Source organism: Flavobacterium sp. (assembly GCF_036782315.1).
Lineage (GTDB): Bacteria > Bacteroidota > Bacteroidia > Flavobacteriales > Flavobacteriaceae > Flavobacterium.
Map to the genome: position 1 here is coordinate 84,171 of NZ_DAIPZK010000010.1, position 25,806 is coordinate 109,976.

The 25,806-nt window shown below is 32.7% G+C and carries 24 protein-coding genes and 1 tRNA gene; 16 read left to right on the forward strand and 9 right to left on the reverse strand.

The genetic code is table 11. From position 1 onward, the window contains the following. Nucleotides 1-38: 38 nt before the first annotated feature. From V7P59_RS09750 to V7P59_RS09770, 5 genes are all read left to right on the forward strand, one after another. Nucleotides 39-578 carry an ATP-binding protein gene (locus tag V7P59_RS09750; protein WP_333809973.1) on the forward strand — a complete coding sequence of 180 codons (540 nt, stop codon included), beginning with the start codon at nt 39-41 and terminating at the stop codon, nt 576-578. A gap of 38 nt (nt 579-616) precedes the next feature. Next, nucleotides 617-2,503 (forward strand): RecQ family ATP-dependent DNA helicase, encoded by a 1,887-nt coding sequence (locus V7P59_RS09755; protein ID WP_333809974.1) that lies wholly within the window; start codon nt 617-619, stop codon nt 2,501-2,503. Continuing rightward, nucleotides 2,503-3,450: a methionyl-tRNA formyltransferase gene (fmt, locus tag V7P59_RS09760; RefSeq protein WP_333809975.1), complete on the forward strand. Its 948-nt coding sequence runs from the start codon at nt 2,503-2,505 to the stop codon at nt 3,448-3,450. Before V7P59_RS09755 ends, fmt begins: the two co-directional genes overlap by 1 nt. A gap of 176 nt (nt 3,451-3,626) precedes the next feature. Beyond that, nucleotides 3,627-3,902, forward strand: coding sequence for an HU family DNA-binding protein (locus tag V7P59_RS09765; RefSeq protein ID WP_333809976.1), 276 nt, complete (start codon nt 3,627-3,629; stop codon nt 3,900-3,902). A 123-nt stretch (nt 3,903-4,025) separates the two neighbouring features. Next, nucleotides 4,026-4,586 (forward strand): YqgE/AlgH family protein, encoded by a 561-nt coding sequence (locus V7P59_RS09770; RefSeq protein ID WP_333809977.1) that lies wholly within the window; start codon nt 4,026-4,028, stop codon nt 4,584-4,586. On the opposite strand, the gene V7P59_RS09775 is transcribed toward V7P59_RS09770, so the two are convergent. Then, nucleotides 4,579-5,418 carry an aminotransferase class IV gene (locus V7P59_RS09775; RefSeq protein WP_333809978.1) on the reverse strand — a complete coding sequence of 280 codons (840 nt, stop codon included), beginning with the start codon at nt 5,416-5,418 and terminating at the stop codon, nt 4,579-4,581. The genes V7P59_RS09770 and V7P59_RS09775 overlap by 8 nt on opposite strands. 52 nt (nt 5,419-5,470) lie before the next feature. After that, nucleotides 5,471-5,863, reverse strand: a complete 393-nt coding sequence (locus V7P59_RS09780) for an START-like domain-containing protein (RefSeq protein ID WP_333809979.1) — start codon at nt 5,861-5,863, stop codon at nt 5,471-5,473. Between the two features lie 152 nt (nt 5,864-6,015). Here V7P59_RS09780 and V7P59_RS09785 point away from each other — a divergent pair. The 4 genes from V7P59_RS09785 (at nt 6,016) to V7P59_RS09800 (ending at nt 12,990) form a co-directional block, all read left to right on the forward strand. Next, a tRNA-Met gene (locus V7P59_RS09785) sits at nt 6,016-6,089 on the forward strand. A 66-nt stretch (nt 6,090-6,155) separates the two neighbouring features. After that, on the forward strand, nt 6,156-6,839 hold the full coding sequence (locus V7P59_RS09790; RefSeq protein WP_333809980.1) for a prolyl oligopeptidase family serine peptidase: 684 nt from the start codon (nt 6,156-6,158) through the stop codon (nt 6,837-6,839). 27 nt (nt 6,840-6,866) lie between these two features. Further along, nucleotides 6,867-7,811, forward strand: coding sequence for a tRNA dihydrouridine synthase (locus V7P59_RS09795; RefSeq protein WP_333809981.1), 945 nt, complete (start codon nt 6,867-6,869; stop codon nt 7,809-7,811). Between the two features lie 316 nt (nt 7,812-8,127). After that, entirely contained in the window at nt 8,128-12,990 is a 4,863-nt protein-coding gene (locus V7P59_RS09800) for a LamG-like jellyroll fold domain-containing protein (RefSeq protein ID WP_333809982.1), read from the forward strand. On the opposite strand, the gene V7P59_RS09805 is transcribed toward V7P59_RS09800, so the two are convergent. After that, a complete protein-coding gene (locus V7P59_RS09805) occupies nt 12,991-13,335 on the reverse strand; it encodes a hypothetical protein (RefSeq protein WP_333809983.1) in 345 nt (114 codons plus the stop codon). A gap of 170 nt (nt 13,336-13,505) precedes the next feature. Next, the gene (gene hisS, locus V7P59_RS09810) at nt 13,506-14,876 is read right to left on the reverse strand and encodes a histidine--tRNA ligase (protein ID WP_333809984.1); all 1,371 of its coding nucleotides are present in this window, start codon (nt 14,874-14,876) and stop codon (nt 13,506-13,508) included. A gap of 245 nt (nt 14,877-15,121) precedes the next feature. Here hisS and V7P59_RS09815 point away from each other — a divergent pair, with 245 nt between their 5' ends. Next, nucleotides 15,122-16,363 carry an ABC transporter permease gene (locus V7P59_RS09815; RefSeq protein WP_333809985.1) on the forward strand — a complete coding sequence of 414 codons (1,242 nt, stop codon included), beginning with the start codon at nt 15,122-15,124 and terminating at the stop codon, nt 16,361-16,363. A 107-nt stretch (nt 16,364-16,470) separates the two neighbouring features. On the opposite strand, the gene prmC is transcribed toward V7P59_RS09815, so the two are convergent. The 3 genes from prmC to V7P59_RS09830 are packed head-to-tail and all read right to left on the reverse strand — an operon-like array spanning nt 16,471 to nt 18,777. After that, nucleotides 16,471-17,355 (reverse strand): peptide chain release factor N(5)-glutamine methyltransferase, encoded by an 885-nt coding sequence (gene prmC, locus V7P59_RS09820; RefSeq protein ID WP_333809986.1) that lies wholly within the window; start codon nt 17,353-17,355, stop codon nt 16,471-16,473. Beyond that, nucleotides 17,355-18,263 carry a hypothetical protein gene (locus V7P59_RS09825; RefSeq protein ID WP_333809987.1) on the reverse strand — a complete coding sequence of 303 codons (909 nt, stop codon included), beginning with the start codon at nt 18,261-18,263 and terminating at the stop codon, nt 17,355-17,357. Before V7P59_RS09825 ends, prmC begins: the two co-directional genes overlap by 1 nt. A gap of 37 nt (nt 18,264-18,300) precedes the next feature. Beyond that, on the reverse strand, nt 18,301-18,777 hold the full coding sequence (locus V7P59_RS09830) for a GNAT family N-acetyltransferase (RefSeq protein WP_333809988.1): 477 nt from the start codon (nt 18,775-18,777) through the stop codon (nt 18,301-18,303). A gap of 81 nt (nt 18,778-18,858) precedes the next feature. On the opposite strand from V7P59_RS09830, the gene ribD reads away from it, so the two are divergent. Genes ribD through V7P59_RS09850 form a run of 4 tightly spaced genes read left to right on the forward strand, consistent with a single transcriptional unit; the run spans nt 18,859 to nt 21,995 of the window. After that, complete coding sequence (gene ribD / locus V7P59_RS09835; protein WP_333809989.1) at nt 18,859-19,917, forward strand: bifunctional diaminohydroxyphosphoribosylaminopyrimidine deaminase/5-amino-6-(5-phosphoribosylamino)uracil reductase RibD; 1,059 nt, start codon at nt 18,859-18,861, stop codon at nt 19,915-19,917. Further along, nucleotides 19,910-20,515, forward strand: a complete 606-nt coding sequence (locus V7P59_RS09840) for an HAD family hydrolase (RefSeq protein ID WP_333809990.1) — start codon at nt 19,910-19,912, stop codon at nt 20,513-20,515. The genes ribD and V7P59_RS09840 overlap by 8 nt, the downstream gene beginning before the upstream one ends. A gap of 3 nt (nt 20,516-20,518) precedes the next feature. Beyond that, complete coding sequence (locus V7P59_RS09845) at nt 20,519-21,379, forward strand: DMT family transporter (protein WP_333809991.1); 861 nt, start codon at nt 20,519-20,521, stop codon at nt 21,377-21,379. 1 nt (nt 21,380) lies between these two features. Further along, entirely contained in the window at nt 21,381-21,995 is a 615-nt protein-coding gene (locus V7P59_RS09850; protein WP_333809992.1) for an IMPACT family protein, read from the forward strand. On the opposite strand, the gene V7P59_RS09855 is transcribed toward V7P59_RS09850, so the two are convergent. Further along, nucleotides 21,992-22,402: an acyl-CoA thioesterase gene (locus V7P59_RS09855; protein WP_333809993.1), complete on the reverse strand. Its 411-nt coding sequence runs from the start codon at nt 22,400-22,402 to the stop codon at nt 21,992-21,994. The two genes, V7P59_RS09850 and V7P59_RS09855, sit on opposite strands and share 4 nt — an antisense overlap. A 202-nt stretch (nt 22,403-22,604) precedes the next feature. Here V7P59_RS09855 and dnaA point away from each other — a divergent pair, with 202 nt between their 5' ends. Continuing rightward, nucleotides 22,605-24,032, forward strand: a complete 1,428-nt coding sequence (dnaA, locus tag V7P59_RS09860) for a chromosomal replication initiator protein DnaA (protein WP_026724816.1) — start codon at nt 22,605-22,607, stop codon at nt 24,030-24,032. A 3-nt stretch (nt 24,033-24,035) separates the two neighbouring features. After that, entirely contained in the window at nt 24,036-24,503 is a 468-nt protein-coding gene (locus V7P59_RS09865) for a low molecular weight protein-tyrosine-phosphatase (RefSeq protein ID WP_333809994.1), read from the forward strand. Nucleotides 24,504-24,551: 48 nt separating this feature from the next. On the opposite strand, the gene V7P59_RS09870 is transcribed toward V7P59_RS09865, so the two are convergent. Continuing rightward, the coding region (locus tag V7P59_RS09870) for a T9SS type A sorting domain-containing protein (protein ID WP_333809995.1) at nt 24,552-25,806 on the reverse strand (1,255 nt) is incomplete at its 5' end.

Consider the following 25,806-nt stretch of genomic DNA (forward strand, 5'->3'; position numbering starts at 1 on the left):
TTTAAAAAAACTTACTTTTGCGCCTTAGAATTTCCAATATGAACAAAGAAATTGTGGTTTTAATTGGTGGACCAAGCTCTGGAAAAACCACCTTAATCGAAGCGTTAAAAGCAAAAGGACACACTTGTTATCCTGAGATTTCACGTGAAGTTATACGTGAAGCACAAGAACAAGGAATTGAACAATTGTTTCTTGAAAAACCACTTTTATTTAGCGAATTACTTTTAGAAGGAAGAAAAAGACAATACAAAGAAGCTTTAAATGAAGAAGCGAATATCGTTTTTTTAGATAGAGGTATTCCCGATGTTTTGGCATACATGCATTACATAGGGGATTCGTATCCGTCTTTTTTTGAAAAAGCTTGTCAAGAGCACAAATATTCGGCTATTTTTGTTTTACCACCTTGGAAAGAAATTTATGTAAGTGATGCAGAACGTTATGAAAACTACGAACAAGCCGTTTTGATTCATGAACATTTAATGGAAACTTACAAAAAATATGGCTATTCAATTACAGAAGTTCCTAAAGACACTGTAGAAAACCGCGTTGAATTTATTATGAAACATCTTGTTAAATAATATTTTTTGTAACTTAGTGTTTCTAAAAGCCAATTCACATGTCGGAAGCCTTACAAATTCTTCAAAAATACTGGAAACACGATAGTTTTAGAGCGCCTCAAGAAGCCATTATTCAATCGGTTTTAGAGGGAAATGATACGTTTGCGCTTTTACCAACTGGTGGCGGGAAATCGGTTTGTTTTCAGATTCCGGCAATGATGTTGAATGGGATTTGCTTGGTAATTTCACCTTTGATTGCTTTAATGAAAGACCAAGTTCAGAATTTACAAAGCAAAAACATCAAAGCGATTGCTTTAACAGGTGGCGTTTCTCAAGACGACATTATTGATATTTTAGACAATTGCCAATTCGGAAATTATAAGTTTTTATATCTTTCCCCAGAACGTTTGCAACACGATTGGATTGTAGAACGTTTGAAACAATTACCCATCAATCTAATCGCAATCGATGAAGCGCATTGTGTGAGTCAATGGGGACATGATTTTAGACCGGCTTATTTGAAAATTTCGGCTTTAAAAACGCACTTCCCCTCTACTCCATTTTTAGCTTTGACGGCAACGGCTAATAAAAGAGTTCAAGAAGATATTTGTACCCATTTGGCTTTGGTTAACCCAAAAGTTTTCACTAAATCGTTTACTAGAGAAAACTTAGCGTATCATGTCATTAAAACTGAAGATAAATTATTCAAGATTCAGCAGATATTGACAAAAAATCCGCAATCTTCAATAATTTATGTTCGTAATCGCAAGTCTTGTATTGAAACATCGCAACAGTTGAATCAATTGGGATTTACTTGTACTTTTTACCATGGTGGCTTACCTGCTAAGGAGAAAGAAAAGAACATGCAATTATGGTTGGAAAACAAATCGCAAGTTATTGTTGCCACAAACGCTTTTGGAATGGGAATTGACAAACCCGATGTTAAAACGGTAATTCATATTCAATTACCAGAAAATATAGAGAATTACTATCAAGAAGCTGGAAGAGCTGGAAGAAATGGCGAAAAAGCCTTCGGAATTATTGTTACCAATCCATATGATATTGCTTATACCAAAGCGCAATTTATCGATGTTTTACCCGATAAAAAATTCGTAAAAGACGTTTATATCAAACTAAATAATTACTTTCAAATTGCTTATGGCGAGGGTTACAATGAAAGTTTTGCCTTCAATTTGAATCAATTTTGTGCGCATTATCGATTTCCTGTAATTAAAGCGTTTAACAGTTTGCAATTTTTAGATCGTCAAGGCATTATTACATTTCAAAGTGAATCAACCGAGAAAATAAGTTTACAATTTATTATTCCGAGTAAAGAAGTGATTCGCTACATTAGTTTACACCCACACGATGAACCTGTTATTACAGCAATTTTAAGAACTTATTCGGGAATTTTTGATGTAGAAACCACTATTAATCCGCATTTGGTTGCCAAAAAAGCCCATACTTCAGAAACACAAGTAGAAGAAGTGATTGATAAATTATCGGAAAATCAGTGTATTATTTTACATGCCAAAAACAATGATAGTTCAATTACATTCAATGAAGCTCGGGAAGATGATTTAACGATTAATCGGGTGGCGAAGTTTTTAGAGCATCAAAACAAATTGAAAGAAGAGCAATTTCAAAGCGTAGTAAACTATATAACGAACGAAGATACTTGTAAAAACAGAATGCTTTTGGCTTATTTTGATGAAATTGCAAAAGAAGATTGCGGCATTTGTTCTTATTGTACCAATAAAAAAAAAGCACATCCTAAAGAAATAACGCAATCGGTCATTCAATTATTAGAAAAAAGCCCGTTAACTTCAAGAGAAATTGAAAACCAACTTCACATTTCTTCAGAAGCGACTATCTTTGCGATTCAATTATTACTGGAGAATAATCGAATCAAAATTAATTCAAACAATCAATATTACCTTATATAATGGAAAAATTACGAATTGTATTCATGGGAACACCCGATTTTGCTGTTGGGATTTTGGATACTATTTACAAAAACAACTATGAAATTGTTGGTGTTATAACCGCTCCAGACAAGCCAGCTGGTCGCGGTCAAAAAGTAAGCATGAGTGCCGTAAAAGAATATGCATTAGAAAAAAACCTACGCTTATTACAACCTACCAATTTAAAATCAGAGGAATTTTTAACCGAATTAAGGAGTTTGGAGGCTAATTTACAAGTAGTCGTAGCCTTTAGAATGTTACCTGAAGTGGTTTGGAAAATGCCAAAATTAGGAACATTTAATCTTCACGCTTCATTGTTACCAGAATACCGTGGAGCTGCTCCTATTAATTGGGCTATCATAAACGGAGAAACCAAAACAGGTGTTACTACTTTCTTTATTGATGATAAAATTGATACTGGTGCGATGATTTTAAGCAAGGAAACAGAAATAGGGGCAAATGAAACTGCTGGTGAGTTACATGATCGTTTGATGCATTTAGGAAGTGAAACCGTTTTAGAAACTTTACAATTAATTGAATTAGGAAAAGCTACTACTACTTTACAAGAAAATAATCCAGATGTTAAAACGGCATACAAACTAAACAAAGACAATTGTAAAATTGATTGGTCGCAATCAGGAAAGTCAATTTTTAATTTAATTAGAGGTTTATCGCCATATCCTGCTGCTTGGACTTATATAAAGGATGGCGAAAACGAATGGAATGTAAAAATTTACTTGGCAAGTTTTGAAGAAAAAGCACATTCAAATGCTATTGGAAAAATAACTACAACTAAAAAAGAGATTTTTATTGCGGTAAAAGATGGTGTTTTAAAAATTGATAGTTTACAATTTCCTGGAAAGAAAAGAATGTTAGCACACGAATTGTTAAATGGAATTTCTTTTTCTGAAAATGCTATGGCGCTTTAAGCCTTGAAAACACTATATTTAAGGGTAAAAACCAAAAAAACAAACAATGTTATTAACATTTAATCCAATTTATTAACATTTTAGTCGAAAAACAAGTCGAATACTTGCGTAGTTCAACAATACCGCTAAATTTGCTATAAATAATTAAGTTTAACCAATTATAAATAACTTTAATCATGAACAAATCAGAATTAATCGATGCAATGGCAGCTTCTGCTGGCATTACAAAAGCAGCTGCTAAATTAGCTTTAGAATCATTTTTAAGCAATGTAGAAGGAACTCTTAAAAAAGGTGGAAGAGTATCTTTAGTAGGTTTTGGTTCTTGGTCAGTATCTAAAAGAGCTGCAAGAGATGGAAGAAACCCACAAACTGGTAAAACTATCAAAATTGCTGCTAAAAACGTAGTAAAATTCAAAGCTGGTGCTGAATTAGAAGGTGCAGTAAACAAATAATATTTTTGTTACATAAAAATAGGAAGTCTCGATGCAAATCGGGACTTTTTTTTACAGTTTATCGAGTTTTTTTTGAATTTTATAAGTTTTTTATTAACTTTAAAATTATAAACCTGCAGAAATATGATATCAATCTTACCAAAAAAAGGACATCTGCTAGTAGCAGAACCTTCCATTTTAGGCGATGTTTCTTTTAATCGCTCTGTGGTTTTATTGGCAGAGCATAACGATGAAGGTTCAATTGGTTTTATCTTAAATAAACCTTTAAATTATACCATTAATGACTTGTTGCCAGAGATTGAAGCCTCTTTTAAAATTTATAATGGCGGTCCTGTTGAACAAGATAATTTGTATTTCATTCACAACATTCCAGATATTATTCCTAACAGCGTTGAAATTTCAAACGGAATATATTGGGGTGGTGATTTTGAAACTACCAAGCAACTTATAAATGAAGGAAAGATAACAAAAAACCACATTCGTTTTTTCTTAGGTTACAGTGGCTGGAGTGTTAATCAGTTGGAAATGGAACTACAAGAAAATGCTTGGATTGTTGCAGAAAATACCCTTAAAAACAAGTTACTATCAAAAGCTAGTACTCTTTTTTGGAAAGAAAAGATTATTGAACAAGGCGGAGAATATATTTTATTTTCAAATGCTCCCGAAAATCCCATACTTAACTAAGTCTGATTTTTGCATTTAATCTTTTTAACACTTCAGATGCAAATGATATTGTATATTCTTTTTTACGATATTTTGTAATGGGCTGAATTCCAGAAATCACATTTGTTAAAAACAACTCATCTGCTTTTTGCAAATCAAAAGGAGAAATAGAAGTTTCTTTCACTTCAATTCCCTCCATTTTTTTCAAGATTTCAAGCACTTGTTTGCGCATTATTCCGTTCAAGCAACCATCAGAAACTGGTGGAGTAACAAGTACATTACCCGTTTTCATGAATACGTTACTTTGCAAAGCTTCTACCACATTCTTTTCATCATTCAACACCAAACAATTATCATAACCGTTTTCATCGGCAAAAATACTTCCTGTAATTTGAAGCATCTTATTATTTGTTTTCAAAGTAGTTAGCAGTTGTTTAGAAATGTAAAAATCTTTGTACAATTCAACTTCATAATTTTCTTTACCAAAAACATACAAATCAGAATTCAATGGAAAAGCAGTTACAATGAATTGCACATTTCGCGTTTTTGGCAAATAAAAACCTTCCGCCTCTCTGTAAACCGAAAAACGAACGCGGAATGAATTAGATGCTGGAAGTGTTTGAACTAAATTTACAATTTGTTCTTCAAAATATTCCATGGTAAAATTCATCGGAATTTCCATACGACAAATGCGCATAGAAGCCATTAATCTAAAATAGTGATCTTCAAGAAATAACACTTTATTATCCAACACTTTAATTGTTTCAAAAATGCTATCACCAAATAAAAAACCTCTATTATTTTCAATAGAAATTGAACTGTTTTTCTGAATATTTCCGTTATAATTTACCATAAAAAATCCCGACATTTAAATCGGGACAAATATAGTTGATATAATTGAGTTTTTACACTGAACCCAATACATGTTTTAGATCGGAAATTTGATTTTCCCACAATAATTTAGACTCTTCTAATTCATCTGCATGAGCAAAATCTGAAACTACAATAGAAACATCTTTAGTAATTTCATCTTCTAGTATCTTCATTTCAAAGAAATAATCGGTTTCATTACCATCTTCATCAAGCCATTTGAATTTTATTCTTTCCCCTGATTTTTTTGATGCCAATTTTGCTTTTTCTTCGGAGTCATCCCAAATGAAGGTAAAAAATTCACCTCTTGAATTCACGTTGTCAGCAAACCACTCTGATAATCCGGAAGGTGTTGATATATATTGATATAATAATTGCGGCGAAGATTGAATAGGAAATTCTAATTCATACTTTACTTTTACACTCATAGTTTTTCATTTTTCAGTTTGGAAATATATAGAGAATAAATCTAATTAACAAAAAAATATTTTAATTTATTTTAATCAAAAAAATATTTGCAAACAAAAGAATTAGTTTTATATTTGCACCCGCATTCAGCAAGGATGTAAGACCAACATTTGGCGAGGTAGCTCAGTTGGTTAGAGCGCAGGATTCATAACCCTGAGGTCACGGGTTCAACTCCCGTCTTCGCTACGAAAAACCCGAATTTTACTTATTGTAAATTCGGGTTTTATTTTTTAATTCCCTAACCCATTGATAATGAAATTAAAACATCTATTTCCATCTTTATTTATATTCATTTATTCCTTTAGTTTTTCCCAACTAAAACCGGTAAAGAATAAAACCACTTATCCTTTTTGGATTAATATTCCCGAAAAAGAGAGTAGCGAAAAGCAACCTGTTTTGATTTTTCTTCACGGAAAAAGTTTATCAGGAACTAATTTGAATCGCGTTAGACGTTATGGTGTTTTGTATGCTATGGACAAAGGAAAAAAAATTCCGGGTATTGTGGTAGCACCCCAATTAGCAAAAGGAAATTGGAATCCTGATAAAGTCTTAGAAGTTTTAGAATATGTAAAGAAAAATTACAATGTAGATGAATCTAGAATTTATGTTTGTGGCATGAGCTTAGGTGGATATGGGACATTACATTTTGCTGGAAAACATGCCGATAAAATTACTGCTGCAGTTGCTATTTGTGGTGGCGGAAATGTTAGTGATGGCTGCAAATTAGCTACTATTCCTCTTTGGATTCAACATGGCGATGTAGATTATATTGTTCCAATGTCGGAATCAAAAAAAGTAGTAGATGCTATAAAAAAATGTAATGAAAATGCCGATGTTACTTTTACCATAATAAAAGGTGGAAATCATGGTAATGTGGAACGCCTTTTCCATGAGGACGCTATATATGATTGGTTATTTAAACAGAAAAGAAACTAATCAGATTCTTTGGCTTATCTTTGTCGCATGAGTATTACATTATTATCTTCACCTTTACAAGGATTTACCGATTTTAGATTTCGAAATGCTTTTCACAAATATTTTGGCGGAATTGATACGTTTTATTCCCCTTATATTAAGTTGAACGGGAAATTAGTCGTAAAAGGGTCGTATGAACGTGATATTCTTCCAGAAAATAACAATACTTTAGAAGTTATTCCGCAAATTATTACCAATGATGCAGAAGAATTTTTATTCGTCGCAAAATATGTGCAGCAATTTGGTTATAAAGAATTAAATTGGAACTTAGGTTGTCCCTATCCTATGGTTGCAAAATGCGGAATGGGTTCAGGATTAATTAGCAATACTTCACAAATTGAACATATTTTAAAACGCGTTCACAATGAAACGGATATAATTGTTTCGATGAAAATGCGGATGGGTTATGAAAATCCAACTGAAATTCTAGATGTTTTCCCAATCTTAGAACAATACCCAATTAAAAACATTGCGATTCATGCCCGAATTGGAAAACAGTTATACAAAGGTGGTGTGGATTTAGATTCGTTTCAAAAATGTTTAGACTCTTCTAGACAGAAAATTTATTATAACGGCGATATTACATCTGTAGCGAAATTTAAAGAATTAAAAGAACGTTTCCCATCTATTGATCATTGGATGATTGGAAGAGGCTTAATTGCAGACCCTTTTTTACCATCCATGATAAAAAACAACACAACGGATTATCCTAAAAATCGATTTGAAATTTTCGAAGCTTTTCATGATGAAATTTATCGCGAATACGATGCTTATTTGCAAGGCCCTACTCCCATTCGAATGAAAATGTTAGGTTTTTGGGAATATTTTTCAGAATCATTTTCTAATCCTCAAAAAACTTATAAAAAAATTAAAAAAGCGGGAAACAGCAAGAATTATGAAGCTGCTGTGAAAGAGATTTTTAAAAATGGATGATTCATTTTTTTAAAAAATAACCCAACACTTAGTCTACACACTTATTAATAAAATCTATACAGTTATTCTTTTTCATTTTTTATTTCGAGTTAACAACTTCAAATTTGTATCTATTTTAATGAGCAATAATGCTGTTAAAATTGCAATGTCTTAAATTATTATCTAATAATTCTATTTGCCAAAGCTTACCATTTCTTCCCCCAATAAAAGATATTAAGACAAGTTCTTAATTCAAAGAAATAAAATTATGAAAAAAAAACACCCCAAAAAGTTTTCGAATTTCCTTATCATTTTTGTGTGCCTTTTTAGTTCGATAATGGTAAATTCACAACGATTAATTAACTACCAAGGTTTTGACGAATCGTCAATTGACACTTGGAATTACACAACTACACTGAATACAGGAACTATTGAAACGAATACCTCAACTTACGTTTCATCTCCTAATTCATTAAGACTTGGAGGTTCTAATACTGTTTTAGCTCTTTCTTTACTTGACGATCCTTATATTACCTTTAATAATGTGGACATTAGTGGATATACCAATGTATCAGTTAATATCTACTTTTCCACAAACGGAACTCCCGATGATAATGACGATTTATTTTTAGATATTTCCTACAATAATGGATTAACCTATCCAACTTCAATAAAATTAATCGACGGAAAAAATAGTACAACCTCTGATGTTTATGGGTTTACTCATAGTGCAAGTGCAGGAAATACCGTTGGTTCTCCTTATACTTTTTCAGTTCCTAATGGAAATTCACAAATAAGAGTTAGAGTACGATTTGATGAAGCTGACGGATTAAACAATACTGCCGACTACTATTTTATTGATAACGTTAGTTTACATGGAACTCCAATTGGAAATCATTTAGAAGTTTTAGGCACCAATAACACTAACATTGCTTACAATTCTTCTGCAAATTCATCAAATGGAACCGATTTTGGCGAAACGCAAATAATAACCGATCCTGTTACAAGAACTTTCTCCATAAAAAACATTGGTACAACTACAATTAATTTAACTGGTTCTCCTTTAATTCAGTTAACTGGAAGTAGTGATTTTACAGTTGTTCAAAACCCAAGTAGTTCAATAAATACAAGCAATTCTAGCAGTTTTCAAATAAGATTTAATCCAAGTTCTATAGGAATTAAAACGGCTCAAGTTTCTATCGCAAGTAATAGCGATGATGTGAGTCCGTTTATATTTACCATTACAGGTAAAGGAATTCAAACCTTTTTTGATAGTGATGGCGATGGAATTTTTGATAATGTTGATATCGATGATGATAATGATGGAATTAGAGATAGCATGGAAGAAGCAAACTGTAATTCCCTCAATGGTAACAAAGTAAATTATAAGTTTTTGTACGAAACATTTGGTGCTGGAACACGTACTACTATAAACACTACATACAATGCCTTAACCACATATTGTTATGAAGACGGGACAGTTGGTGTAAATACTCCTGAATGTCCTAACTTGAATTTAACCGATTTAAATGACGGAAAATATACGGTTGGTCCATCGGCACAAATTGCTTCTTGGGCACCAACATATTGGCACATGGGAGGCGATCACACAGGTAATCCTAACGGTAGAATGGCTATTTTTAATGCTTCGTATACACCAGGAATTTTCTATACTGCAACCATAACGGGTGCTTTACCAAACATTCCCATTACGTATAGCTTTTGGGTATTAAATTTAGACCGTACAGATGCTCCAGGGATAGCTACGCGCTTAAGACCGAATGTTAGAGTAGAATTTAGAGACATGAGTAATAATTTAATCACTTATGTAGAAACGGGTAATATTCCTCCAACAACTGCGGGAAATTTAGCGGGAAATTGGCAACATTTTACAGCCAACCTAAACTTAAACGTGAGTTCATTTAGAGTAATTTTTATAAATAACGAAACAGGAGGAACTGGAAATGACCTAGCTTTAGATGACATCCTAATTTCACAAACCTTATGCGATTTAGATAATGATGGAATTGCTGACGTATTTGATTTAGATTCTGATAATGATGGTATTCCAGATGTGGTTGAAGTAGGTTTAGGTAATTTATCAAACGGAAAAGCGTATTTACATAATTGGGTTGATATAAATCAAAATGGTATGCATGATACAGCTGAATCGCATATTATCCCTGACAATGATGGAGATGGAGTTCCAAATTACCTAGATTTAGATAGTGATAATGACAGTATTTTTGATGTTGATGAATCATGGGCTGGAAACATAAATGCCTATTTAGGTTATGAAAATGGTGATGGTGATATTAATGGAGACGGCGTTGGAGATGGACCAGAATCAGAAACTTTCAGAAATAAAGATACCAACGGTGATGGAATTCTTGAAGGTTTTGGAGATGGAATTTTAGATATTTACGATTATGCTTTCAATATTTACGGAAATAACAATCAAGGAACAAATGTAGCTCCATTTAATAATTATGTTAAAGATACTGATGGTGATGGAATTCCTGATTATTTAGATGTAATGTCTGATGGAGTAACTTTTGATATTTCTAAAACACTTTATGCGCATTTAGACACAAATAATGATGGTATAATTGATGGAAACTCAGATATTGATGGTGACGGAATTTTAGATGCGTTTGACACAAACAATGCGGTTTTTGGTTCGCCAAGAAATTTAGAAAGAAAACTATTTATTGCATTTGACGGTAGAAACGATTATGGCTCAGACACTTCCATTATAAGCAATTGGCAAAATGCTTCTTTAATGGCTTGGATAAACATCAATAATGCTTTTACATCACAAGGTGTGATTGTTGGGCAAGAAAAATTTCAAATTCGAATAAACAATTCTAAACAAGTAGAAGTAGTTGCAAATGGTAATACATTAAATTACAGCACTCCATTAAATACTTCGCAATGGATTCATGTAGGAGCTGTTTATGATGGTAATAACGGAGTATTAAAGCTTTATGTGAACGGCCAAATGATAAATAGCACTTCTATTTCAGGAAGCATTACTTCGGATTCTTCTTTATTCACTATTGCTAAAAATCCAATTGCAAACAATCAATATTTTAAAGGAAAAATAGACGAAGTGAGATTATTTAATATCGCTTTAACCGATGCGCAATTTCAAAAAATAGTGTATCAAGAAATTGAAAATAATAGCGGTCAAATTCGCGGAGCAATTATACCGAAAAATGTTCCAAGTTTACCTTGGGCTAACCTTGTGCGTTATTTTAAAATGGACAATTATAAAGATGATATTATTGATAATCACACAACAATAACAATCGATACCAATGCGGGAGCTAAAATTTACAATGTAAAAACAATAGCTATACAAGAAGCTCCTATGCCATTTATTACAGAGCAAATTGGAGATTTCCCTATAGCTGTAAATTCCATAGGTAAAGAAATTAGAGGATTAGATATCTCTGATTATGATTGGTCTATTGTACATGTTAAACACAATATCATTTCAACTGCAAATCAAATTGATTTAGGAATGATCGTGGATTCCAATGTTCAAATAAATGTGACAAGCGACTCAAAACTTCAAAACGATTGGTATTTAAAACTAAATGGAAAAATCGATTTAGAAGGATATTCACAATTGTTACAAACAACTGATAGTGATTTAGATGTGGCAAGTAGTGGAAGTATCGAAAAAGACCAAAAAGGAACAGGAAATTTATACAATTATAACTATTGGTCATCACCTGTTAGTACCGTTTCCAGCTTTGTTGAAAACAATACTGGTTTCACAGTTGGTGGTGTACTAAGAGATGGAACAAATCCAGCTTCTCCGCAGTCAATTACATGGATTTCTGGACTTAATGGATCTGCAAATCCAATGAAATTAGCGCGATATTGGTTGTATAAATTTGCTAATTTAACATCTGATTATTCAAATTGGCAGCAAATTAATGAAAATACCATTCTAAAAACAGGACAAGGTTTTACAATGAAAGGAAATGGAATTGCAACTGCTCCTAATGTTGTAACTCAAAATTATGTTTTCACAGGAAAACCAAACAATGGACTAATAAATAATTCTACTATTCAAATTGGAGCTAATAACATTAATTTAACTGGAAATCCTTATCCTTCAGCCATTGATGCAAATGAGTTCATTAACAATAACTTGAGCGCTATAACAGGAACTCTTTATTTTTGGGAACACTATGCATCAAATAGTACGCATGTTTTATCGGCTTATCAAGGTGGATATGCTGCACGTAATTTAGTTGGTGGTGTTGCACCTGTAACTCCAATTTTAATTAGTGGTTTAGGCTCAAGTTCTAGAATTCCTGGCAGGTATATTCCAGTGGCACAAGGATATTTTGTGAAAGGAAATTCAAATGGCGGTCAAATTATCTATCAAAATAGCCAACGTAAATTTATTAAAGAAACAAATATCAACTCTAATGAAATGTTTAGAGCGGATAATAATTTCACTCATTCCAACAATAATAGTGATGATGAAGAAGCGCCTGATACATTTGCAAAAATAAGATTAGGTTACACTGGAAGCACCAATTTTCATCGTCAACTCTTATTAGGCTTTATGAACGAAAATGCTGATGATAATTACAATTTAGGCTACGATGGTGAAATTATTGACATTCAACCAAATGACATTTATTTTCAATCGGGAACTTATAAATTAGTTATTCAAGGAGTAGGTTATTTCAATACAAACGCATCCTATGCTTTAAATATAAAATCAAGTCAAACCGGAATTGTAAATTTCATGATTGATGGTTTAGAAAACTTTGATGTAAATCAGCCTATTTATATTCATGATAATTTTGACAATAGCTACCATAACATAAGATTGATGAATTATAGCGTATCAATTCCAGCAGGTGAAATCACAAATCGATTTTCACTTCGATTTTCTAATGGAACACTTTCTTCTGGTAATTTTGAATCCTATTCTACCCTTGTCTTTTTTAATTCCAATGAGAAAGAAATTGAAATTGCAAACCATAAAAACTTACAAATTGAGGAAGCGACTTTGTTCTCCATTTTAGGACAAAAAATTAATCATTGGAAAATAAATAGTTTTGAAAGTAGCATTAAATTACCAGTTAAAAATATTGAAACTGGAGTTTATATTGTGAAAGTAAAAACTAATGATGGTAATTATTTAAGCGAAAAAATTATCATTAAATAATTATATTTTGAATCTATCGCCTATTTTTTTTCCAATAAGATAGGCGATAGCTATTCCTAAAATTAAAATCCAAAGATTCATTAAAATATAAAACGTATATGCAATTGGATTTTCTGTTGAATTGAAGCAGTAAGTATCAATCAAAAAACAAAATTGCGTAGTTTCTTTAGAAAATAACGACAACGCAAAACTCATCAAAAAAGTAATTACTAAAGCAGAAAGAATATAAACCAAGTTTTTATTCATAGGTTTTTTACCTGTTGGTTTAAAAGCATTACGTTCTTCTTCAGTACGTTTATTGTTCTGAAGAGACCAAATTACTTTTTTAGCTTCGTCGTCTACCATATCAAAAATCAATTACAAGTTCAAGGGCAAAAAATTAAATTTAAGCTCAAGTACAAAACTCAAATGCAATTTCAAACTCAAATAGGTGAAACGCTCTGTGTATGTCTACTCAACCCAATCCATTCCGAAACTTCGGGACAAAAAACTCAGAGAATCTCTGTGTAAATTACTTATTTCAACAAAGAAACTAAAGTCTCAAAATTCACTTTCTGTTGCTCACCAGTAGTCAAGTTTTTCAATCCAAATTCTTCACGCTCCATTTCCGATTCTCCTACAATTACTGCAAATGGAATTCCTCTTCTATCCGCGTGTTTGAATTGCTTATCAATTTTTGATTTATCTGGATATAATTCAACTTTGATTCCTTTTTGACGTAATTTCCCAATGGCTTTCATCGCATACAAAGCTTCTTTATCACCAAAGTTTAAGAACAAGGCTTTTGATGTTGCTAAAACCGCTTCTGGAAATAAACCAACTTCTTCCATTACCAAAGCAATTCGGTCTAAACCAAACGAAATTCCAACTCCCGACATATTTTTCAATCCGAAAATACCTGTCAAGTCATCATAGCGGCCTCCACCACCAATTGAACCCATTGCGACACCTTTTGGCGCTGCAACTTCAAAAATGGCGCCAGTGTAATAATTTAAACCACGCGCTAACGTAACATCTAAATCCAAGAAAGCAGTTTGTAAACCTAAAGTTGTAACGTTATCACAAATGAATTGCAACTCGTTAACACCTTTCATTCCTTCTTCTGAATTAGCTAATAATTTCGCTAATTTTTCTATTTTTTCGTTGATGGTTCCTGTGAAATTGAACAACGGTTGTACTTTTTCAATCGCTGTTTCCGAAATGCCTTTTTCCAACATTTCTTTTTTCACGCCGTCTTCTCCTATTTTGTCTAATTTATCTAATGCTACCGTAAAATCAATCAATTTATCCGAAGCACCTATAACTTCAGCAATTCCAGATAATATTTTACGATTGTTAATTTTAATGGTAACGCCACCTAAACCTAACTGACTAAAAACCGAATCATACAATTGCACCAACTCCACTTCTTGCCAAAGCGAATTAGAACCCACCACATCCGCATCACATTGATAAAACTCTCTAAAACGCCCTCTTTGAGGTCTATCCGCACGCCAAACAGGTTGAATTTGGTAACGCTTGAACGGAAACTCTATTTCGTTTTGATGTTGCACTACATAACGCGCAAAAGGAACGGTTAAATCGTAACGAAGTGCTTTTTCAGAGATTTTTGAGGTTAGTTGTTTATAGTTTATAGTTTGTAGTTCTTCCATTGGAACTTTATCCAAGTAATCTCCCGAATTCAAAATCTTAAAAATCAATCGATCACCTTCTTCGCCATATTTTCCCATTAAAGTTTCTGAGTTTTCAAACGAAGGTGTTTCAATAGGTTGAAAACCAAATTTCTCAAAATTAGTTTTTATCGTATTGAAAATATAATTTCGTTTCGCCACTTCTGCTGGTGAAAAATCTCGAGTTCCTTTTGGTATGCTTGGTTTTTGTGCCATTTTTCTAATGTGTCAATTTGAAAATGTGTCAATAAGACAATTCTAATTTTTGTAGTGCAAATATCGGATATATTGTGGAGTTTAAAAAATCAAATCAAAAATTTAAAAAATTCAAGTTGCTGCTATATGATTATCAAGTCGAGCGAAGTCGAGATTCATTCATTAAACGTTCTCGACTTCGCTCGAACTGACAAATTTCTCACTTTAAAAATGTAACAAAAAACAAATTCTTTAGTCTTATAGTCATGGTAGGATTATTTAAGGAAAATACAAAAATTGCGCTTGATTCCATTAGAAGTCAGGCTTTGCGTACTTCGTTAACGGTTATGATTATTGCTATCGGAATTACGGCTTTGGTTGGAATTCTAACTGTTGTTTCGGCGTTACAAAACACTATTTTAAAAGATTTTGCTTCTATGGGAGCGAATACTTTTTCGATAAGCCAATATGATTTTTCTTCTGAAATCAATCAAAACGATACCGATCAACGTGTAAATCCTATAATTAGTTATCCTGAAGCAAAGACTTTTCAAGACAAATTTAATTTTCCGTTTACTACTACTTCCCTATCGTTTACAGCTGGTTCGTCCATTGAAGTAAAGTATGGAGAAAAGAAAACGGATCCAGAAATTTCGGTTGTAGGAGTAGATGAAAATTATTGCCCAAATAAAGGTTTAGAAGTTACAAAAGGAAGAAATTTTAATTCATTTGACATATCTAACAATAATTACGTTTGTATTTTAGGTTCTGATTTTGAAAAAGGATTGTTTGAAAATATCAATCCCTTGGATAAAACGATTTCGATTCGTGGAGCTAAATTTAAGGTAATTGGTGTTTTAAAAGAGAAAGGTTCTACTTTTGGAAACAGTCAAGATTTACGTGTTTTGATTCCAACACAAGTAGCGCGTTCATTATTCTCTGCACCAAATATCAATTATGATTTAGATGTGATGGTTACCAATGAAGGTTTATTAGACGAAGCGGTTGATGATGCGATAATTACCATGCGACGAGTTCGTAAATTAAATCCAATTGAGAAAAACAACTTCGGAATTGAAAGAAGTGATGATTTAATTCAAACTTTACTTTCTAATACAGAAGTATTATCGATTTCGGCTTGGGTAATTGGAATTATTACCATTTTTGGTTCTTCTATTGCCTTGATGAACATCATGTTAGTTTCCGTTACCGAAAGAACACGTGAAATTGGCGTTAGAAAATCGCTTGGTGCAAAACGTAGCACCATTGCATGGCAGTTTTTTACCGAAACATTAGTAATTGGTCAATTAGGAGGAATTGTTGGAATCATTTTAGGAATTTTAATAGGATTTGGAATTGCCTCTGCAATTGGTTTTTCTTTTACAATTCCTTGGATGGCGATTATTGCAGCTTTTATTACAACATTCATAGTTACCATTGTGTCTGGATTATATCCTGCGATAAAAGCATCGAAATTAGATCCTGTAGAAGCGTTGCGTTATGAATAAAAAGTTAACCACAAGGAACACAAAGAAGGCACGAGGTTCACAAGGTTTTTAAATTATAACTTTGTGGGACTTTGTGAAAAAACTTTGTAAAACTTTGTGCTACAAACCTAAATCGTACACCTAATCATTCGATCATTACCATACATATCTTTTTTCAATTCAATATTTTTGAAACCTAGATTTTCAAGTAACTCAACCGTTTCTTTTCCTAAATATTGATTGATTTCAAAGAATAATAATCCGTTTGAAGCTAAATTTTTCAATGCTAATTGTGCAATTTTTCTATAAAAAAGTAAGGCATCAGTATCTTCAACAAACAAAGCCAAATGCGGTTCGTAATCCAAGACATTTTTCTTGATTTCTTCTTTTTCCAAATTACGAACATAAGGCGGATTGGAAACGATTATGTTGTAGGGTGATGGATGATGGATGATGGATGATGGAAGTTGGGATAAATCTTCAACTTCTAATATATTTGCCTGAATGAAATTGATTTCAACCTTATTTGATTGAGCATTTCGTTTAGCTACTTCTAAAGCTTTTTCAGAAACGTCAATCGCTGAAACATTAGCTTGCGGTAAATTTACTTTTATCGAAATAGGAATACAACCCGTACCGGTGCCGATATCCAAAATTTCCAACTTTTGACTTTGAACTTTTGACTTTTGACTTTCAATAACCCATTCTACTAACTCTTCTGTTTCTGGTCTAGGAATTAAAGTATTCTCATTGACTTCAAATCGCAAGCCATAAAACCAAGCTTCTCCCGTTATGTATTGAATTGGTTTTTCTTGTTGTAAATCCGCTAAAATAGCATTCCACTTTTCAACATCATCTTCTGAAAGTTCAAAATTTGGATTCAAAGCTACATCTACTCGCTTCAAATTATGCAAATATTCCGTTAGAATGAAAAAGAAACTTTCGATTTCTTGTTCATCTTGAATGTTTTTTAAAGAATCGAAAAAGTGTGTTTTGTATTGTTTTAGTAGCATTAGATTCCGTATTTCTTTTTTATAAGTTCTAAAATATCTTTTCTTAATTGCCACGGAGGCAAGCCCACAGCTATTCTTCGTTTATCTAAGTTTTCAAAATCGTCTATTTTATCTGGCCCTAGGTTATTATAAATACCATACAGATAAACACCATTACTTCTTAAATTACTATCTATCAAACTTCCATAAATTTCAGCAGGTGCTCTTCCTCTTCTAATTAAATCTAAGAAAATAGGTTTCCAATATTCTGCTCTTTCTCTATTGATATGAAAAACGAAAGTCGTTGCATGGAAAAATTTATCATCAATTGTATAATTTCCAAACTGAGTAAACATTTCATCGGGAAAACAATCACAGTCGGCAACTATTTTCTTAAACTTTAAATGATTTATGCTGTCCACTCTTTTCAATCCTTCATAATCTTTATTGATTCTCACAGTTTGGTCTTCCTCCATCATTTTTAAAATCTGATTTCTCAAATCCAAATCCACTTGTTTTAAATAAGCATCAAGGTATTTTTTAGCTTTTCGCTCTAATTTTTTCCAATATTTTGTGTTTTGAATATCCTTATAAAGAGGAGTGTTTTTAAAACCCTTAAAATCAGCACCATAATCTCTAACTAAAATTTCAATATAATGAACAGCTTCTTCTGGTTTATTCAATCGCATCGCACATTCAGCTAAAATTCTTGGTTCATTAATTTCCATTTGTTTTAATAACGGGCAATTCTTTTCAGCTGTTTTTAATAAATCAAAGGCTTTTTGATAATCCTCTTTCAAATATTCATAATATGCCTGATAAACAAACTGATAATAATTGTTGATGTAATCATATTCTTCATTTATTTTTTTCTTTTGAGAAAAACCAACTACTGATATCAATAAAAAAAATAAAATCTTAATCTTCATAAACTTTGTCTTAATACTTAATACTCAAATCTTATTTCTACAACTTCTTCGTCATCCAAACTTCACAACTATTATGACCTGTGTTTCCCATTGGGCCACAAATATTTTCAAAACCTATTCGTTTGTATAATTTTTGAGCCGCCGTCATGAAAGATAAGGTTTCCAAATAACAGATTTCGAATCCTTGAGTTTTGGCATATTCTAAGCATTTTTCAATTATTTTTTCGGCATAACCTGTTCCTCTGATTTCGGGAGCAAAATACATTTTTTGCAACTCACATACCGAAATATCTGCATTCTCTAAAGGAGCAATACCGCAACCACCAACTACTTTTCCATCTTTTTCTACCACATAGTAAACAGAACGCGGTGCTTGATATACTTCATACAAGGTGTCTAAAATTGGATCTGCATAAGCTGTACCTACTTTTGGCGCATCGAGTTCATGAAAAATATCGCGAATTACCTTAGCAATCGGCTCATTATCTTTTTGTTGGATTTCTCTAATTAACATAGCATTTTTATTGTTGGGTAAAAGTACGTAAATTGAAAGAATCGATTATTAAATTTGTCTTAAAAACATTACTTTTGTATTATGACGACGCACGAATTTTACATGAAACGCTGTATTGAACTTGCTAAAAATGGTCTGGGAACCACTTATCCCAATCCGTTGGTGGGAAGTGTGATTGTGCACGAAGGTAAAATTATCGGAGAAGGTTGGCACAAAAAAGCCGGCGAACCTCATGCAGAAGTCAATGCCGTGAATTCTGTAAAAGACAAATCGCTGTTAAAGGAAGCTTCTATTTACGTGAGTTTAGAACCATGTAGTCACTTTGGAAAAACACCTCCTTGTTGTGATTTAATTATTGCAAATGAAATTCCGAATGTTATAATTGGAACCGTTGACCCATTTGCAAAAGTAGCAGGAAATGGCATCAAAAAATTGGTAGAAAATGGCAAAAATGTAACCGTTGGTATTTTAGAAGACGAATGCAACGAACTCAACAAACGCTTTTTCACCTTTCATCAAAAGAAAAGACCTTATATTATTTTAAAATGGGCTGAAACGGAAGATGGTTTTATTGCTCCTGAGATGTTGAAACCTGTTCAGCATGACAAGTTGAAACCTGTTTGGATTACCAATCCATATTCAAGACAATTGGTTCATAAATGGCGAACAGAAGAACAAGCTATTTTAGTTGGAACTAATACCGTTTTAGACGATAATCCCAAATTAGACGCACGTGATTTTTCTGGAAATAATCCTATTCGTATTGTACTCGATAAATCAGGTAAAATTTCTGAAAACTTTCATGTTAAAGACAATTTGCAAAAAACAATTTTTATTACGGAGAGCGAAAATTTCATTTCTACTGAAAATTGTATCTATGAAAATGTTATCTTTGATACTCGCCTAATTTCTTCAATTTGTTCGATTTTATACCAAAACGATATACAATCCGTTATAGTTGAAGGAGGAAGCAAAACAATTCAATCTTTCATAGATGCAAATTTATGGGATGAAGCAAGAGTTTTTACTGGAAAAGCAGCATTTCAAAACGGCACATTAGCCCCACAGATTTCAAAAAATCCGGTTGCTAGTTTTGACATAATGAATGACGAACTTAAAATTTTCAAGAATTATGATTGAAGCAATTATTTTTGATTTTGGCGATGTTTTCATCAATTTGAACAAACAAGCAATTGATACCGAATTTAGAAAATTAGGCTTAACCGCTTGGCATGATGACTTAGATGATTTAAATAAAAAGTATGAAATTGGTAAAATTGACGAATTTGAATTCATGCAAGGATTTCAAAAGTATTTACCAAATGCTGAATTAACAGAAATCAGAGCCGCTTGGAATTCAATTTTAGGGGATTTCCCATTATACCGTTTGGAATTTTTACAAATGATTGCTTCTAAATATCGTTTATTCCTTTTAAGTAATACCGATCATACACACATTGAAAAATTTGAACATAAAGAAGGCCAAACTTTTGCTCGTGATTTTTACAGTTGTTTTGAAAAAGTCTATTTTTCATACGAAATAGGAATTAGAAAACCCGATGAAAATGCTTTTAAGTGCGTTATTAACAATCATAATTTAAATCCAAAAAAGACGTTATTCATTGATGATAAAAAAGAAAATACTGATGCTGCTGAAAAATTAGGTTTAAATGTTTGGAATTTAAAACCTGGCATCGATGATGTAACCGAAATTTTTGATAAAAAAATAATATATTAATACGTGACTTACTTACTACTAAGCATTTTATTTAACTCTGTACTTTTTGTAATCATTAAGCTTTTTGCAAAATACAACATTGACGCATTGCAAGCTCTCGTGGTTAATTATTTAGTTGCTTTTTTAGTAGGACTGCTTTTCATAGACCAAAAAATTGAGTCTTTTGAAATTATCCATCACAATTGGTTCAAAGGAAGCTTATTTTTGGGTTTTATTTTTATTTCTACTTTTTATGTTACCACATTAACTTCTCAACTTAACGGACTTTCTGTTGCTTCTGTTGCTTCAAAAATGTCTGTTATTATTCCTATTACATTAGGAGTTATTTTGTACAATGAAAATCTTGGTGCTATTAAAATTTTTGGAATTTTATTGGCACTAATAGCGGTATATTTTACTTCAAAAAAAGAAACTGGAGAATTTCAAAAAACACCAAGTTTATTTTATCCCATTATGGTATTTATTGGAGCTGGAACTATTGATTCAAGTTTAAAATATTTACAAACCTATCATGTTCCGGCCAATCAAATTGGTCTATTTTCAACGGTAACTTTTTTTTGTGCTTTTAGTGTTGGCGTTTTAACCATTCTTTTTTTAACTATCAGAGGGCAAATTAAATTTTCGGGAAGAAACATTTTAGGAGGAATTGCTTTGGGATTACCCAATTATTTTTCGTTGTACTTTTTAGTCAAAATGTTAGAAGCAAAAGCCTTTGAAAGCGCCACTCTATTTACCATTCACAATATTGCTATTGTAATTGTTTCTACCTTTGCAGGTATCCTTTTCTTTAAAGAACGAATTTCACTGCGAAATGCGTTCGGAATCGGATTAGCTTTATTTGCTTTATTTTTAGTTACCTATTAAAATGGATTTTCCAGAAAAAGACACGTACAAAACCATTGCTGCTCCTTCAGAAGAAGTATTGTATAAAGAAAAGAATAGCAAATTCTTTGGTTATGCATTTCCAGTAACCACCGAAGAAGAAATCAAAGAAATTTTAGAACGTTTACGAAAAGAGCATTTTTCGGCGCGTCATTGGTGTTATGCGTATCAAATTGGAACTGAGAAAATTCAGTACCGTGCTAATGACGATGGCGAACCTAATAATAGCGCAGGAATGCCTATTTACGGACAAATTCAGTCATTTGAAGTTACAAATGTACTGGTGGTAGTAGTTCGTTATTTTGGTGGTGTAAAGCTTGGTGTTGGGGGTTTGATTTCAGCATACAAAATTGCAGCCCAAATGGCATTAGAAAATTCTGAAATTGTTGAATGCACCATTGATAAACATTTCATTATTACTTTTGGATATGCCAATATGAATAAAGTAATGCGAATCATTAAAGAAAAAAACTTACAAATCGTTTCTCAAAAAATGGAAATGGATTGCGAAATTGAAATTGCTACACGAAAAAAAAATGTCCAAAACGTATTGGACACTTTTGAAAATTTATATGAAATAAAACTAACCGAAATTTAAACTTTTAAGAAAGAGTCTATTTTCTCCGAAACATATTTTGGAGGCAAAATTGGACGTCCTGTTTTCATATCTACAAACACCAACATTGAATATCCCGTTGTTAATAACTCATTTTGCTCATTATAAATTTCGTAGTCAAATTCTATCTTCACCGACGTCTGATTTTTTAATATTGTCTTAACAGTTAACAAGTCATCATAACGAGCGGGTTTTTTATAATTCATGGTTAATGAAACTACAGGTAGCATAACACCGTTTTCTTCCATCCATTTGTACGAAACCCCCAGATTTCTTAGCCATTCCACGCGTCCCATCTCAAAATACTGCGCATAATTTCCGTGATAAACGACTCCCATTTGATCCGTTTCTGCATAACGCACACGAACTTGGTAAACATATTCTCTCATGTTAAAATAATATTAATACAATCTTAAAGAAATATAATTTTCACTACAAAATTTTTTTTATTAAATCAATAGGAAAAAATTTTTTTTTACAATTTTTTGTTCACATATTTGCTATCCCAAATCATTTGAACAGAATATTCATTCTGATCCTTTTTGTAACCTTACAAAATATAAAAATAACTAGTAATAATTAATTGAATTTATGACAAAAACTGCGCAATCGGTATGGAACAACTGTCTGTCTTTTATAAAAGACAATATTCAAGATCAAGCATACAAAACTTGGTTTGAACCTATACAGTCAGTTGAGCTAAACGATAACGCGTTATCAATTCAAGTACCTAGTAAATTTTTCTACGAATGGTTAGAAGAACACTACGTTAAATTATTAAAAGTTGCCTTAACTAAAGAATTAGGACCAGGCGCAAAGTTATTGTATAAAATTAAAATGGAAAACACTTATGGCAATAAACTTCCATTTACTGAGCAAATTCCAAGTTATAATAGAACAGCGGTAAAACCTCAGGAAGTAGATGTGCCAATTGTGAATAAAAATCCAGAATTAAAAAACCCGTTCATCATTCCTGGAATTCGTAATTTAAAAATCGAATCACAATTAAATGCTAATTATAGTTTTGACAATTTCCTTGAAGGAGATTCAAACCGTTTAGCAAGAAGTGCTGGTATGGCGGTAGCAAACAAACCTGGCGGAACCTCATTCAATCCATTATTGATTTTTGGTGGAGTTGGATTAGGAAAAACGCACTTAGCTCACGCTATTGGGGTTGAAATCAAAGATAAATATCCAGAAAAAACCGTGTTGTATATTTCGGCTGAAATATTCACACAACAATATATTGATTCAGTTAAGAAAAACACACGTAACGACTTCATTCACTTCTATCAATTAATTGATGTTTTGATTATCGACGATGTTCAATTCTTATCGGGTAAATCTGGAACGCAAGATGTATTTTTCCACATCTTCAATCACTTACACCAAAACGGAAAACAAGTCATTCTTACTTCTGACAAAGCACCTGTTGACATGCAAGATATTGAGCAACGCTTATTATCTCGTTTCAAATGGGGATTATCAGCAGAATTACACCAACCTGATTACGAAACGCGTATTTCAATTTTGAAAAACATTTTATTCCGTGATGGAGTTGAAATGCCAGAAGAAATTATCGAATACGTTGCTAAGAATATCAAATCTAACGTTCGTGAATTAGAAGGTGCTATCATTTCTTTGATTGCTCAATCTTCTTTCAACAAACGTGAAGTTACAATTGATTTAGCCAAACAAGTAGTTGAGAAATTCGTTAAAAACGTTAAGCGTGAAATTTCAATTGATTACATTCAGAAAATTGTTTCGGATTATTTCCAATTGGATGTTGAAACGTTACAGTCTAAAACTAGAAAACGTCACGTTGTACAAGCAAGACAATTAGCTATGTTCTTTGCTAAGAAATTTACTAAAGCTTCTTTAGCCAACATTGGTTCGCAAATTGGAGACAGAGACCACGCAACGGTTCTTCACGCTTGTAAAACAGTTGACAATTTAGTGACTACTGACAAACAATTCCGTAAATTCGTTGACGATATCAATAAGAAGTTATCGCTGTAATTGATGGCTACAAAAATCTTAATGGTTTGCTTAGGAAATATTTGCCGTTCTCCTTTGGCAGAAGGTATTATGCGCTCTAAACTTTCCGATGATTTCATTGTAGATTCAGCAGGAACTGGCGGTTGGCACGCAGGAGAATTACCCGACAAACGTTCGATTGCTACAGCAAAAAATAGAGGTTTAGACATTACCAATCAAAGAGCTAGAAAGTTTACAAAAAACGACTTTGAAACTTTTGATTATATCTTTGTAATGGATAATTCGAATTACAAAGACGTTTTGGCTTTGGCTCCTAATGAAGAAGCAAAATCAAAAGTCAAGCTGATTCTAAACGAAATTTTTCCCAATGAAAACGTCGATGTTCCCGACCCATATTATGGTGGTCAAGACGGATTTGAAAACGTTTTTGATATGTTAGATAAAGCTTGTGAAGAAATTGCAAGGAAACTAATTCAAACAAAAAATCAATAAAAAAGGCAATCTAGAATAGATTGCCTTTTTTTGAATATAATTATTTATCTACTCTCTTTTAATTATTTTAAATGCACCCATTGTGTCATCAGCAAATACTTTTACAATATAAACTGAAGCAGCTACATCTGACATATCAACATTAACTTCATTGTTATTTGTTTTCATGTTTTTAACTAATCTTCCATTGATATCATATACTTGGATTGATGTAATCGCTCTTGTATATGTTACTGTGAAATTACTAATCACAGGGTTTGGATAATAAGTTAATTGAGTTAAGTTAAATGAATTATTTGATAATGTAGTAACATCAAAACATGTACTCATAGTGGTACAACCATTTTTAGTCACCTCTACTGCATAACTTCCAATAGCTGTTACTACATATGATTGAGAAGTTGCACCAGATATTATTGTATAAACTGGACCTGCACTACAAGTGTACCATTGATAAGTTGCTCCTGATTCTGTAGCTGTTAATGTATCTCCCGTACGTGTAATTGTAGCATTTGGTAATGCATTAACCGTAATAGTTCCTGTTGCATTTACTGTACCACAACCTCCTGTTAATGGAATACTATAATTAAATGTTCCTGCTACAGATGGTGTACCTGAAATCGTTATCGTATTTGATGCCCAAGCTGCCGTTACTCCCGTTGGTAATCCTGTAGCAACTCCAATTCCTGTAGCTCCTGTTGTGGTATGCGTGATATTTGTTATCGATGTATTGATACAAACCGTAGGACTTGATGAGGCTGCACTTACCGTATTAGCTGCAGTTACCGTAATAGTGCCTGTTGCATTTACTGTTCCACAACCTCCTGTCAATGGAATACTGTAGTTGAATGTACCTGCAGCTGATGGTGTTCCTGAAATCGTTATCGTATTCGATGCCCATGTAGCTGTCACTCCTGTTGGCAAACCTGTTGCAGTTTCAATTCCTGTTGCTCCTGTTGTTGTATGAGTTATATCCGTTATAGCGGTATTAATACATACTGTTTCAGTTGACGATGCAGCTCCAACAGTGTTAGCAGCTGTTACCGTAATTGTTCCTGTTGCATTCACTGTTCCACAGCCTCCTGTCAATGGAATACTGTAGTTGAATGTTCCTGCAGCTGATGGTGTACCTGAAATCGTTATCGTATTAGATGCCCAAGCTGCTGTCACTCCTGTTGGCAAACCTGTTGCAGTTCCAATTCCTGTTGCGCCAGTTGTTGTATGAGTTATATCCGTTATAGCGGTATCAATACATACTGTTTCAGTTGACGATGCAGCTCCAACAGTGTTAGCAGCTGTTACC

Coding starts and splice junctions, on each gene's coding strand:
- V7P59_RS09750 (WP_333809973.1), top strand. CDS start 39: ATGAACAAAGAAATTGTGGTTTTAATTGGTGGACCAAGCTCTGGAAAA.
- V7P59_RS09755 (WP_333809974.1), top strand. CDS start 617: ATGTCGGAAGCCTTACAAATTCTTCAAAAATACTGGAAACACGATAGT.
- fmt (WP_333809975.1), top strand. CDS start 2,503: ATGGAAAAATTACGAATTGTATTCATGGGAACACCCGATTTTGCTGTT.
- V7P59_RS09765 (WP_333809976.1), top strand. CDS start 3,627: ATGAACAAATCAGAATTAATCGATGCAATGGCAGCTTCTGCTGGCATT.
- V7P59_RS09770 (WP_333809977.1), top strand. CDS start 4,026: ATGATATCAATCTTACCAAAAAAAGGACATCTGCTAGTAGCAGAACCT.
- V7P59_RS09775 (WP_333809978.1), bottom strand. CDS start 5,418: ATGGTAAATTATAACGGAAATATTCAGAAAAACAGTTCAATTTCTATT.
- V7P59_RS09780 (WP_333809979.1), bottom strand. CDS start 5,863: ATGAGTGTAAAAGTAAAGTATGAATTAGAATTTCCTATTCAATCTTCG.
- V7P59_RS09790 (WP_333809980.1), top strand. CDS start 6,156: ATGAAATTAAAACATCTATTTCCATCTTTATTTATATTCATTTATTCC.
- V7P59_RS09795 (WP_333809981.1), top strand. CDS start 6,867: ATGAGTATTACATTATTATCTTCACCTTTACAAGGATTTACCGATTTT.
- V7P59_RS09800 (WP_333809982.1), top strand. CDS start 8,128: ATGGTAAATTCACAACGATTAATTAACTACCAAGGTTTTGACGAATCG.
- V7P59_RS09805 (WP_333809983.1), bottom strand. CDS start 13,335: ATGGTAGACGACGAAGCTAAAAAAGTAATTTGGTCTCTTCAGAACAAT.
- hisS (WP_333809984.1), bottom strand. CDS start 14,876: ATGGCACAAAAACCAAGCATACCAAAAGGAACTCGAGATTTTTCACCA.
- V7P59_RS09815 (WP_333809985.1), top strand. CDS start 15,122: ATGGTAGGATTATTTAAGGAAAATACAAAAATTGCGCTTGATTCCATT.
- prmC (WP_333809986.1), bottom strand. CDS start 17,355: ATGCTACTAAAACAATACAAAACACACTTTTTCGATTCTTTAAAAAAC.
- V7P59_RS09825 (WP_333809987.1), bottom strand. CDS start 18,263: ATGAAGATTAAGATTTTATTTTTTTTATTGATATCAGTAGTTGGTTTT.
- V7P59_RS09830 (WP_333809988.1), bottom strand. CDS start 18,777: ATGTTAATTAGAGAAATCCAACAAAAAGATAATGAGCCGATTGCTAAG.
- ribD (WP_333809989.1), top strand. CDS start 18,859: ATGACGACGCACGAATTTTACATGAAACGCTGTATTGAACTTGCTAAA.
- V7P59_RS09840 (WP_333809990.1), top strand. CDS start 19,910: ATGATTGAAGCAATTATTTTTGATTTTGGCGATGTTTTCATCAATTTG.
- V7P59_RS09850 (WP_333809992.1), top strand. CDS start 21,381: ATGGATTTTCCAGAAAAAGACACGTACAAAACCATTGCTGCTCCTTCA.
- V7P59_RS09855 (WP_333809993.1), bottom strand. CDS start 22,402: ATGAGAGAATATGTTTACCAAGTTCGTGTGCGTTATGCAGAAACGGAT.
- dnaA (WP_026724816.1), top strand. CDS start 22,605: ATGACAAAAACTGCGCAATCGGTATGGAACAACTGTCTGTCTTTTATA.
- V7P59_RS09865 (WP_333809994.1), top strand. CDS start 24,036: ATGGCTACAAAAATCTTAATGGTTTGCTTAGGAAATATTTGCCGTTCT.